Below are 12,205 nucleotides of genomic sequence, written 5' to 3'. Positions count from 1 at the left end.
GAAGGGCACCACCAGCCATGCGTAAACTGTTCGGCAAATCGATGGCCATCGGCGCCATCGCCGCGCTGGCCCTCACCGCGACCGCCTGCGGCTCCGGCCGTGACGGCGACACCGGCGGCGCCAAGGGCGACACCAAGGGCTTCGCGGCCGACTCCCTGATCGGCGTCGCCCTGCCGTCGAAGACCTCGGAGAACTGGGTCCTCGCCGGTGACCTGTTCACCAACGGCCTCAAGGAGGCCGGCTTCAAGAGCGACGTCCAGTACGCCGGCGCGTCGACCACGGTCGCCGACCAGCAGGCCCAGATCACCGCCATGGTGACCAAGGGTGCGAAGGTCATCGTCATCGGCGCCACCGACGCCGCGCAGCTGTCGACCCAGGTCGCCGCGGCGCACGCCGCCGGCGCGAAGGTCATCGCGTACGACCGTCTGATCACCAACACCCCGGACCTCGACTACTACGTCGCGTTCGACAACTTCAAGGTCGGCCAGCTCCAGGGCCAGGCCCTGCTGGACGGCATGAAGGCGAAGAAGCCGAACGGCCCGTACAACATCGAGCTCTTCTCCGGCTCGCCGGACGACAACAACGCCGGTGTCTTCTTCAACGGCGCGATGAGCGTGCTCAAGCCGGAGATCGACAAGGGCAACGTGGTCGTCGCCTCGAAGCAGACCGAGGTCAAGCAGACCGCCATCCAGGGCTGGAAGGCCGAGGGTGCGCAGGCCCGCATGGACCAGCTGCTGACCTCGACCTACGGCAGCAAGGAGCTGGACGGCGTCCTCTCCCCGAACGACACCCTGGCCCGCGCGATCATCACGTCGATCAAGGGTGCCGGCAAGCCGATCCCGGTCGTCACCGGCCAGGACTCCGAGGTCGAGTCGGTCAAGTCGATCATGGCTGGCGAGCAGTACATGACGATCAACAAGGACACCCGGAACCTGGTCAAGCAGACCATCGCCATGGTGAAGTCCCTGCAGGCCGGCAACAACCCTGAGGTGAACGACACCAAGTCGTACAACAACGGCGTCAAGGTCGTGGACACCTACCTGCTCCCGCCGGTGGCCGTCACCAAGGCCAACGCGGCCGAGGCGTACGCCAACGACCCGAAGCTGGCCCCGCTCACCAAGTAATCCCCTCGCACGAAGGAAGGGCCCCGGAGTTCGCTCCGGGGCCCTTCGTCATGCGCCTGGGTCGCAACCGCGGCGCGGTCGGGGCGCTCGCCGCCGATCGCGCCGGGCGGTCAGCGCGAGTGTGCCTCGATGGCCTCGATGACCCGCGGGCGCAGTTCGGCCGCGCGGACGACGGCGTCGACGGAGCCGACCTCGACGGCGCGCTGGATGCTGTGCACCCGGTCGAACTCCGTGGCCACCTCGCCGAGCTTCTCGGCGCGGACCGACGAGCGCAGCTCGTCCAGTTCCGCGGTCAGCGCGGCGCGGTCGGCGCCGGAGGCGGCCGCCACCCGGGCCTCCAGGTCCCGCACCCGCGGGTCGGCCGCGGTCCGGGCGTTCACCTCCCCGGAGAAGACCACCGCGGCGGCCGGCGCGCCGCCCAGCACCGAGGCGAACGAGCCCTCCAGCGCCAGCACGGTCATGTTGGGGTTCAGCGCCTTCGAGAACACCACGAACGCCCCGCCGTGGTACCGCGAGATAACGCAGAACACGATGGGCCCGCGGAAGTTCACGATGGCGCGGCCGATCTCGGCGCCGTACTCCAGTTGCAGCTTGCGCATCGACTCGGGCGAGCCGTCGAAGCCCGACAGGTTCGCCAGCACCACCAGCGGCCGGTTGCCGCTGGCCGCGTTGATCGCCCGGGCGGCCTTCTTCGACGAGCGGGGGAACAGCGTGCCCGCCGTGTAGGTGTCCGGGCCGTCGGTGGGCGGGAAGCCGCGCCGCGGCACCGACCGGGACTCGATGCCGAGCAGGCACACCGGGATGCCGCCGAGATGCACGTCCTGCACCACCGCGGTCTCCGCGTCGGCCATGCCCGCCCAGCGCTCCAGCACCGGGTGGTCCTGGTCGGCGAGCGCCCGCATCACGGTCCGGATGTCGAACGGCTTCTTCCGGTCCGGGTTGGCCGCGGCCGAGAAGATCTCGCCGACGGTGGTGAAGTCGCTGCCGGCCACGACGTGCGGGAAGTCCGAGATGTCCCGGTCGACCGGGTCGCTCGTCGTCGCTCGACGCGGCGCCGACTCGCCGGGCGCCACGTACGTGTGGTCGTAGTGCGCCATCAGCACGTCGCGCGCCGCCGGGAGGTCGGGCGCCCAGTACTGCGCCTGCCCGTTCGGGCCCATCACCCGGTCGTAGCCGCCGATGCCGAAGTTGTCCTCGGCCGACACGCCGCCGGAGAAGTCGAGCGACTGCTTGCCGGTGAGCACCATCGCCGAGTCCGGCGTCATCACCAGGACGCCCTTGGTGTGCATGAGCATCGTCGCCTCGGCGTTCCAGTACGGCTGCGCGCCGACGTTGATGCCCGCCACCACGATGTTGATCTCGCCGCCGTCCTGGGTGAACTCGACGATCCGCTTGAGCGCGGCCGCCACCCAGTCCATGTTCTCCGTGCCCGACGTCATGGAGATCCGGGCGCCGGCGGAGAGCGCGTACCACTCCAGCGGCACCCCCATCCGCTCGGCCAGGTCCAGCGCGGCGATCACCCGGCGGCACTCCGGCTCCGACAGCGCGCCGAGCGACTTCGTGGGGTCGCCGAGCAGCACGACCCGGGTGACGCCCTGCGGGTGCCGCGGGGTCGGCGTGGTCACCACACCGGCGACGATCGCCGCGGTGTTGCGCCCCCTGGGCCGGTCGACCGGCACCAGCGCGTGCCGGTCGTCGAGGTCGTGCTCGACGAAGTCGCCGAGCAGGCCGGTCAGCTCGTAGGGGTAGACGGTGTTGCGGCTGCTCGCGCGCAGCACCTTCAGCCGGTAGTCGTCCAGCGGCTCGACCGGCTCGACCGGCGGCTCGCCGACGCTCAGCTCGGCGCCGCCCGTGGCGTTGAACGAGATCCGCACGGCGATCTTGGTCAGCTCGCCGGTCCGCCGGTCGCGCTGCCGCGCGATGAACAGGATCTCCTCCAGGCCGGCCCCCGCCGTCGTCGGGCGCACCCGCCCGGCGATCATCTCCATCTCCTCGCGGGTCAGCTCGCTCGGCGGCCAGACGTAGATCACGATGCGGTTGGTCTGGAAGCGCGCCTTCGCCGGTCGCCGCGACTGCGCGCGGCGGATCGAGTCGAGGCAGGCGGCGACCGTGTCCTCGGTCGTCGGCAGCGCGACCAGCCGCCCGTCCTGCTCGCGCAGCGCGGTCAGGTCGCGCACCTGCGCGAACGCGACGAGGCGCTCGTCCGACGGGTTCTCCCGCGCCACGCACTGGAAGAGGTAGACCTCCTCGTCCGACGACGGCAGCCGGGTCAGGTCAAACTTGCGCAGCCGCTCCAACTGCATCCGCTGCGCGATGTACGGGTGCAGGCCGCGGATCAGCCGCTCCTCGCTCATCCCCGAATCCGACGGGCGGAAGGTGAAGTGGTGGTGCATCACCGCGCCGGCGCGCCCCGCGACGGTGGTGGTGACCCGGCGGACCTGGTGCGGCAGCGGCTGCGCGTTGACCGCCTCGTGCAGCGCGGCCGCCATCGCGTCGAAGTCCTCCGGCTGGTCCTCCCACGCGAGGTAGATGTCGGCGTCGATCGCCTCCGCGCCGCTCGCCAGCTCCGCGAGCCCGCGCAGCGCGTCGCCGAGGGCGTCGAAGCGCACCGCGGCGGAGACCACGCTCGAGTCCGCGCGCTCGGCGACCACGAACGTGCAGCCCGCGACCTCGTGGTTGCGGACGCCGGTGAGCCCCTTGTTGCCGTAGTAGCGCCGGGTCAGCACCTCCAGCATGACCGCGTTGTCGAGGTGGTCGCGCACCAGTCGCTGGCCGAGCAGCCGCACCAAGGGCTCGGTGCTGCGCACCATCTCCGCGACGCGCTCGGCGCGGTCCGGCGCGTCCGGGTGGGCGTCCAGGTGGCGCAGGTGCTTGCGGACCTCGGCGTAGACGCGGGCGCGGTTGCGGCGCAGCAGCGGCTGGGCGAACCAGGCGAACACCACGCCGCGCGCCAGGTCGGCGACCACCGGGAAGCGGACCTGCGTGGCGGCCACCAGCCGCTCCAGCGCGAGGCCCGCGGGCTCGCGCAGCGTCTCGTCCGGCGGCGGCTCCCGCAGCCACGAGCGCAGCAGCGTCGCGATGACGGTGGCGTCGGCGGCCGCGCGTTGCTGGGCCAGGAAGATCCGGAACACGGCGGCTTCCAGCGCGGGGGAGCGCTCCAGGTCGGTGACCCCGTAGTGGCCGAGGGCCTTGGCGAGCTTGGCCTGGAACGCCGCCGGCAGCCCGGCCCGCTCGATGTCCAGGCTCTGCAGGTAGGTGTGGAAGTACTCGCGCGCGCTGGGGACGTGGCCGTCGCCGTCCTCGCCCGTCGGCCGGTTCCGGCTCAGCTCGGCGAGGTCGGCGAAGACGTTGACGAGTTCGAGCTCCTCGGCCAGCGGCCGGTGGCCGTCCTCGGTGGCCGCCCGGCGTGCGGCGAGGTAGGCGTCGATCACCCGGCGGTCGTCGTGCGGGTCCACGTCGAAGCCGAGCAGCAGGCTGCGCAGGTCCTCGTGGCCGCGCGTGGCGCGCTGCCGCGCCGGGAGCTCCACGGCCTCGGCGGGCAGGTCCAGCTCGACGGTGGCCGCGGCCGGGTCGTCGGCGGTCTCGGCGCCCGCGTCGGCGAGCGGCTCCAGTCGCAGCAACGGTGCGCCGGCCTCCACCTGGCTGCCCACGGAGACGGCGCATTCCTTGAGCCGGGCCCGGAACGGCGCCCGCAGCACCGTCTCCATCTTCATGGCCTCCAGCACCAGCACCGGTGCGCCCGCCTCGACCTCGGCGCCGACCGCCAGCGGCGTGGCGACGACCAGCGCGGGCATGGGGGAACGGAGGACACCGCCCTCGTCCCGGCTGACCCGGTGCGTCACGCCGTCCACCTCGACCAGGTGGATCGGCCCGTACGTGTCGGTGAGCAGGCGGTACCGGACGCCGTTGACGGCGATCTGCCCGATGTGCCGGTCGAAGCGGTCCAGCTCGACGTCAGCGGTGCGCACGTCCGCGCCCGCCTCGATGCCGACGCGGAACCGGTGCGCGCCGATCCGCGCCACGCGCATCCGGTAGCCGACGCCGCGCAGCTTGAGGTCCAGCGGCCGGCCGCTGGCGTGCTGCACCTGCGGGCGGCCGCCGAACGCCGTCGACAGCAGCCGCTGCCGCTCGACGCGCTCCTCCTCCTCGTACGCCTCGATGGCGGCGGCCGCCAGCGCGACGGCGGAGTGCCGGTGCGCGACGAGCCGGCCCTCGCCGCGGACGCGGTCGATCCAGCCGGTGTCCGCGCTGGCGTCGATCACCTCGGGCTGGTCGAGCAGGTCGAGCACGAAGCTCTTGTTGGTCGCGCCGCCCTCGATGATCACCGTGGTGTTGGCCATCGCCCGGCGCAGCCGGCCGAGTGCCTCGTCGCGGTCACGGCCGTAGGCGATGATCTTCGCGATCATCGAGTCGAAGTCGGCGGGGATGGTGTCACCCTCGCTGACGCCGGTGTCCACCCGGATGCCCGGCCCGGCGGGCAGGTCCAGCCGGGCGATCCGGCCCGGGGAGGGCGCGAAGTCGCGGTCGGGGTCCTCGGCGTTCAACCGGGCTTCGATGGCGTGGCCGCGTTCCACCGGCGGCTGGCCCTCCAGCCGCCCGCCGGAGGCCACGTGCAGCTGGGCCTTGACCAGGTCGAACCCGGTGGTCGACTCGGTGATCGGGTGTTCCACCTGGAGGCGGGTGTTGACCTCCAGGAACGCGAACAGCCGGTCGCCGGGGTGGTAGAGGAACTCGACGGTCGCCGCGCCGCGGTAGCCGACCGCGACGGCCAGCCGTTCGGCCGACGTCTTCAGTTCGGCGGCCTGCGCCGGGCTGAGCACCGGCGACGCCGACTCCTCGATCACCTTTTGGTTGCGCCGCTGCACCGAGCAGTCCCGGACGCCCAGCGCCCACGCGGTGCCCTGGCCGTCGGCGATCACCTGGACCTCGACGTGCCGGGCGCCGGTGACCAGGCGCTCCAGGAAGACGACGCCGCTGCCGAACGCCCGCGCGGCCTCCTGGCTGGTGCGCTCGTAGGCGTCGGCGAGCTCGGCCTCGTTGGTGATCACGCGGATGCCGCGGCCGCCCCCGCCGGCGGTGGCCTTCAGCATCAGCGGGTAGCCGATCTCGGCCGCCGCCGCCAGGGCGGCGTCCAGGGTCTCGACGGCGCCGCGGCTCCACGGCGCGACTGGCACGCCGACCTCCTCGGCGATCAGCTTCGCGCCGATCTTGTCGCCGAGCTGGCGCATGGCCTCCGGGCTCGGCCCGACGAAGGTGACCCCGATCTTCTCGCAGAGCTCGGCGAAGGCCGGGTCCTCGGCGACGAAGCCCCAGCCGACCCAGGCGGCGTCGGCCCGGGTCTCCACCAGCGCGCGCTCCAGCGTCGTCAGGTTCAGGTACGGGCGCGCGGACGCGGGACCGAGATCGTAGGCGAGGTCCGCCTCACGCACGAACGTGGCGTCGCGGTCGACGTCGGTGTGCAGGGCGACGGTCTCGATCCGGGTCCCGGTCTCCGCGGCCAGCTCCCGGACGGCGTGGATGAGCCGCATCGCGGCCTCCCCACGGTTGACGATGGCGATACGGCTGAACACCCGACCGACCCCTCCGTTGGACCCACGTGTACGCGCCGCGAGGCGACGGCCCCCGGCAGTGATCACCTTTCCGTCTGCCGGCCTGCGGCGCCATGTCGTAACCGCCGAACCCTGAGCGGCGCCCGTTGTAGGAACCGAACAAAACTTTTTGGCGCTCCTGAGGGCAGGGCGGCTCCACGCGCGTGCCCGGTCCGGCTACCGGGGAGTACGGTCAGCGGGCGTCGCGGCGCTGGAACACGACCAGGCCCGCGACGACCGCGGCGGCGGCGTACAGGGACAGGACGCCGAGCCCGGCCCACGGCCCGATGTGCTCGGCGGCGAGGTTGCGGGTCGACTGGATGCTCAGCCCGGCGTCCATCGGGGCGAACCGGTGGATGCGGTGCTGCCAGGTCGGGTCGGTGACGAACATGGCGACGACCGGCGATCCGTAGAGCAGGGCCAGCGCCGCCGTCAGCGCACCGGCGGTGTCCCGAAGGAGGAGCGCGAGCCCGGCGCCCAGCAGGGTGACCAGCCCGGTGTAGAGAACCGTGCCGACGGCCGCCCGCCGGGTGAGGTCGTCGGCGAGCGACAGCGCCGGAAAGCCGTGCGCCGCGTCGAACCCGCCGCCTGGCAGCATCGTCCGGCCGGCCACCAGGGACCCGGCGACCGCCAGCACCCCGGTGCCCACCCCGAGGACGGCCAGGGCGCCGAGCTTGCCCAGCACCACCGGGAACCGGCGCGGTACGGCCATCAGCGTCGGCTGGATGGTCCGCGTGCTGTGCTCGGCCGTCACCGCGAGCACCGCGAGGACCACGATGCCGAGCTGGCCCAGGCGCACGCCGGCCAGCGACAGTCTGGTGAGGTCGGGGTCGCAGGGGGAGTCGCAGTGGGCGTGGTCCAGCGACCCGGTGACGGCGAACCCGACGGCCGCCGTCCCGGCGACCGTGAGGAGCATCAGCCATCCGGTGCTCGGCAGGGTCCTCAGCTTCGTCCACTCCGCCCGCAGCGAGCGCGGCGCCGTCACGCGTCCCACCTGCGCAGCCGCCACCAGGCGAGCCCGAGGGTGACCACGACCCATGCCGCGACCACACCGATCCCGGCCCACGGCCCGATCATGGCCCACGGCTCGACGAGCGTGACGGTCGGCGGCTTCGCCCGCTGCGTCGCCATCCCGCCCGCCAGCGTGGTGTACATCAGCCACCTCGGCGAGGTGCCCGGGAGGATCATGCCGGCGATCAGCGGCCCGAGCACCAGCACGACGGTGATCGTGATCGCGGCCGCGCTGTGCCGCAGCAGCACGCCGATCCCGAGGCCGACGACGGCGACACCGGCCAGGAACGCGGCGGTGAGCAGCAGCGCCCGCAGCACCGAGTGGTCAAGGAGGGACGGTGGGGGAAAGGCCGGCGGCGTGAAGCCCCGGTCGCGCAGGACCGGGATGGCGAGCACGAACGAGCCGACCGCACCCACCAGCCCCACGAGGAACGCGGTGGCCCCGAGGACGACCGCCTTCGCGGCCAGCACCCGGCCCCGGCGCGGGGTCGCCGCGAACGTCGTGCGGATCATGCCCCGGCGGTACTCCGACGTGGCGTAGAGGACCCCGATCGCGATGAGGGCCATCAGACCGGCGACCACGCCGACCAGCCCGATCTCCACCATGTCGTCGTCCGGCGGCCGCGGACCGACCTTGCCGATGCCCACCACGGTGTACGTGCCGTCGGCCTCGGTGACCTGGCCGCCGGCGCGTATCCCGCCCTTCCCGTCGAGCCGGTCCGCGCCGCCGATCGCCTCGCCGTGCCAGGCGCCCCCCGAGTCGAGGCGCACGTTGTCGAAGGTGGCCCGGGCGCTGGTCGGCCGCTCACCGACCGACGAGCTGCCGCCGCCACGTGAGGTGTACACGGCCGCCGGCGACGAGACGTAGAAGCCCATCTCCACCACTGCGGGCAGGCTCTTCGGCGCCGCCGTACCGATCTTTCGCCACGCGGCGCCGTCGGCCGACTCGTATCCCGTGATGGTGTCGCCCGAGCGCACGAGCCGCAGCCAGCGCGGGCCGCCGCCGGCGCCGCCCCTGCGGACCGCGTCGAAGTCCCATTGCAGCTGTACGCCCTGACCGGCGGTCAGCAGCACCGCCGCGTACGACGAGCCGGGCCTGGTGCCGTCCTTGATCATGATTCCGGCGGCGGGCTGGGCGAAGGGGCTCGGATCCTCCAGCCGGGTCATCCCCTCGGAGTCCATGCCGGCGGCGCGCCGGTCCGGTTCCCGCGCCACCGACGCGACCCGCACGGTGAGCGTCGCGTCGCCCGTGACCTGCTGGTGCACGAAGTAGAAGGCGTCGGCGACCGGCCCGCCGCGCGGCCCGCTCACGAAGTCGGCGCTTTCGTTGATGTTCGTTCTGCTGCCCGAGGCGGCGAGGTAGCTCAGGCCGACGGTCAGAGCGGCCGCAGCGACCAGCGTGACCACCCACCGGCTCACCGACCGCAGCTTGGTCCACTCGGCCAGCAGCAGGCGGGGAAAGGATTCGCGAGCGGTCACCGTACGCCCCCTTCGACCGCCGGCGCGGCGCCCTCGGGCGCGAACTCCAGGGCGCCGCGGGTCAGGTCCATGTACGCCTCCTCGAGCGAGGCCCGGTGCCGCCTCAGTTCGGAGAACGGGATGGCGGCCTCGGTCAGCAGGGCCGACACCCGGTCGCCGGCCAGCCCGTCGACGACGACGGTCTCCGGACCGGTCACGGTGACGGTCGCGCCCCCGTTGGCGAGCACCGTCGTCGCCTCGGTCCGCTGCGCGGTGGTCACCTCGACGCGGTCCTTGGACGCGGCGGCCAGGAGTTCGGCCACGGTGGTGTCGGCGATCAGGCGGCCGCGGCCGACCGCGATGAGGTGGTCGGCGGTGTCCTCCAGTTCGCTCATCAGGTGGCTGGAGACCAGAACCGCCCGGCCCTCGGCGGCCAGCGACCGCATCAGGCCCCGGATCCAGACGATGCCGTCCGGGTCCAGCCCGTTGACCGGCTCGTCGAACATCAGCACCGGCGGATCGCCGAGCAGGGCCGCGGCGATGCCCAGCCGCTGCTGCATGCCGAGCGAGAACCCCCCGGTCCGCCGGCGGGCGGCCGAGGCCAGGCCCACCTGGTCGAGCACCTCGGCCACCCGGCGCCGGCCGATGCCGTTGCTGTGCGCCAGCCAGAGCAGGTGGTCGCGGGCGCGCCGGCCCGGGTGCAGGGCCGACGCGTCGAGCAGCGCACCGACCTGGGTCAACGGCGTACGCAGGGAGCGGTAGGGGCGCCCGTTGACCAGCGCCTCGCCCTCGTCCGGCACGTCGAGCCCGAGGATCAGCCGCATGGTCGTCGATTTCCCCGCGCCGTTGGGCCCGACGAAACCGGTGACCTCGCCGGCCCGGACGGTGAACGACAGCCCGTCCACCGCGACGGCCGTGCGGTACCGCTTGCGTAGCCCGCGTACCTCGATGGTGGGTTCCATGGCAGGGACGTTAGGCGCGGTGACCGGCGGGCGCGTCACGGCGCAGAGGGGTCTTCCGCCGGTGGCCGCTTCCCCCATGCGGGGGAGGCCGGGTCCCTGTCGGGATGGACGACACCGCTGTCGCGGCCGGTCACAATGGCGGGCGTGAAGCGGATCGGGCTCGCCGTGGCCACGGCCGCCCTCGGCGCCGTGGCGGTGATCGAGTCGGTGGCGGGCGCGTCCGACGGGCCGCCGACCGGGATCGCGGCGCTCCTCGCCCTCGCGGTGGTCGCCCCGGTCGCCCTGGCCCGTCTCTGGCCCGCGACGGCGGCCGTCCTGTCGGCCTCGGCGGCCCTGTCCGGCCTGGTGGTCTCCGCTCCGGTCACCGTCGCCGGGGCCACCGCGCTGGCCCTGCTCTACGGGGTCGCCGGCCACCGGCGGTCACCGGGCACCAGCTGGGCCCTGGTCCTGCCCTTCGTCGGGTACGCGGCGGCGCCGCTGTCGAGCGACCGGCCGGGCGGACGGCCCGTCGCCCTGATCCTGCTGGCCGTCGCGGCACTGGCGACGGCCACCGGGGTGGCGCTGCGACTGCGCGACGAGCGGCGGCGCCGCCGGGCCGACGAACGGTCGTCGGCGGCGTCGCTGATGGAGTACGCGGCCCGCGGCGAGCGGGCCCGCATCGCCCGGGAACTCCACGACGTGGTGGCGCACCACATCACCATGATCGCCCTGCAGGCGGAGGCGGCCCGGCTCACCACACCGGGTCTGCCACCGGACGGCGCCCGCCGGCTGACCGCCATCGGCGACACCGCGCGGATCGCGCTGACCGAGATGCGGCGGCTGCTGGGCGTGCTCCGGGAGGACGTGGACGCCGAGCCGACACTTCGCCCCCAACCCGGGCTCCGCCAGCTCAACGCCCTGCTCGACGAGGTACGCGACGCGGCCGTGGGCGGCGGCGTCCGCCTGATCGTGAGCGGCTCCGTCGAACCGCTCGACCCCGGGGTGGAGCTGACGGCGTACCGCATCGTGCAGGAGGCGCTGACGAACGCCCGCCGGCACGCTCCCGGCGCGGCCGTCGACGTCGAGCTGCACTACCGCGGCGACGACCTCAGCGTGCGGGTCCACGACAACGGTCCCGGCCCGGCCCCGGCCGGCGGACGCGGGCACGGGCTGGCCGGGATGCGGGAACGGGCGGCTATGGTCGGTGGCCAGGTCACGGCCGGTGCCGCACCCGGCGCCGGGTTCCTCGTCGAGGCCGTGCTGCCGACGAAGGGAGCCACGCCGTGACGGCCACCCGCATCGTCGTGGTCGACGACCAGGACGTCGTGCGCGCCGCCTTCGAGGTACTGCTGGCGACCCAGCCCGACTTCGCGGTCGTCGGCTCGGCCGCCGAGGGCGAGCAGGCCGTGCGGATCTGCCGCCGGCTGCGTCCCGATGTCGTCCTCATGGACATCCGCATGCCGGGGATGGACGGCATCGAGGCGACCCGCCGGCTCCTCACCGACCCGGAGCCGCCGCGGGTGCTGATGCTGACGACGTTCGACCTCGACGAGCACGTGTACGACGCGCTCGGCGCCGGCGCGAGCGGTTTCCTGCTCAAGGACGCCACCGCCGAGCGCCTGTTCGACGCCGTCCGCGTCGTCGCGGCCGGGGAGGCGCTGCTCGCGCCGACGGTGACCCGGCGGCTCGTGGCCGAGTTCGCCCGGATGCGGGTACGCCGCCGCGAGCCGGACGTGGTGCTCCGTGCGCTGACCGCCCGGGAGACCGAGGTGCTGCGGCTGATCGCCGAGGGGTTGTCGAATCCCGAGATCGCCGCCCGGCTAATCGTGGGGGAGGAGACCGTCAAGTCCCATGTCAGCCGAATGCTCGCCAAGCTCGGTCTCCGCGACCGCACCCAGGCCGTCGTCGTGGCGTACGAGTCCGGCCTGGTGGTCCCCGGCGACCGGTGACGGTCAGCCGGCGGCGAGCTGCTCGCGCACCCGTGGCGCGACCCCGGCCGTCCGGCCCCAGTGTCATCTCGCCGAAGCTGTCGACCTCGATCACGACCGGGTGCCCACCGCGCGTCTCCACCGTCATCGCGCCC

7 protein-coding genes are annotated in these 12,205 nt (G+C 73.5%); 3 read left to right on the top strand and 4 right to left on the bottom strand.

The window, feature by feature from the left end; translation table 11 throughout:
- Positions 1-17: 17 nt before the first annotated feature.
- Positions 18-1,124 (top strand): substrate-binding domain-containing protein, encoded by a 1,107-nt coding sequence (locus AC0OLQ_RS20860; RefSeq protein WP_357342249.1) that lies wholly within the window; start codon positions 18-20, stop codon positions 1,122-1,124.
- A 110-nt stretch (positions 1,125-1,234) separates the two neighbouring features.
- Here AC0OLQ_RS20860 and AC0OLQ_RS20855 read toward each other — a convergent pair whose 3' ends face one another.
- The 4 genes from AC0OLQ_RS20855 to AC0OLQ_RS20840 form a co-directional block, all read right to left on the bottom strand.
- Positions 1,235-6,694 carry an ATP-binding protein gene (locus AC0OLQ_RS20855; RefSeq protein WP_484527624.1) on the bottom strand — a complete coding sequence of 1,820 codons (5,460 nt, stop codon included), beginning with the start codon at positions 6,692-6,694 and terminating at the stop codon, positions 1,235-1,237.
- A gap of 211 nt (positions 6,695-6,905) precedes the next feature.
- Positions 6,906-7,697, bottom strand: coding sequence for an ABC transporter permease (locus AC0OLQ_RS20850; protein ID WP_484527623.1), 792 nt, complete (start codon positions 7,695-7,697; stop codon positions 6,906-6,908).
- Entirely contained in the window at positions 7,694-9,202 is a 1,509-nt protein-coding gene (locus tag AC0OLQ_RS20845; RefSeq protein ID WP_484527622.1) for a hypothetical protein, read from the bottom strand. Before AC0OLQ_RS20845 ends, AC0OLQ_RS20850 begins: the two co-directional genes overlap by 4 nt.
- Positions 9,199-10,143: an ABC transporter ATP-binding protein gene (locus AC0OLQ_RS20840; RefSeq protein ID WP_484527621.1), complete on the bottom strand. Its 945-nt coding sequence runs from the start codon at positions 10,141-10,143 to the stop codon at positions 9,199-9,201. Before AC0OLQ_RS20840 ends, AC0OLQ_RS20845 begins: the two co-directional genes overlap by 4 nt.
- 144 nt (positions 10,144-10,287) lie before the next feature.
- On the opposite strand from AC0OLQ_RS20840, the gene AC0OLQ_RS20835 reads away from it, so the two are divergent.
- Both AC0OLQ_RS20835 and AC0OLQ_RS20830 read left to right on the top strand, forming a co-directional pair.
- On the top strand, positions 10,288-11,409 hold the full coding sequence (locus AC0OLQ_RS20835) for a sensor histidine kinase (protein ID WP_484527620.1): 1,122 nt from the start codon (positions 10,288-10,290) through the stop codon (positions 11,407-11,409).
- The gene (locus tag AC0OLQ_RS20830; protein ID WP_484527619.1) at positions 11,406-12,071 is read left to right on the top strand and encodes a response regulator; all 666 of its coding nucleotides are present in this window, start codon (positions 11,406-11,408) and stop codon (positions 12,069-12,071) included. Before AC0OLQ_RS20835 ends, AC0OLQ_RS20830 begins: the two co-directional genes overlap by 4 nt.
- Positions 12,072-12,205 lie beyond the last annotated feature (134 nt).

This window comes from Micromonospora sp. Utrum1, from assembly GCF_057197805.1.
Note: the sequence above shows the minus strand (reverse complement) of the source record. Positions and strands in the feature narration are given on the sequence as shown.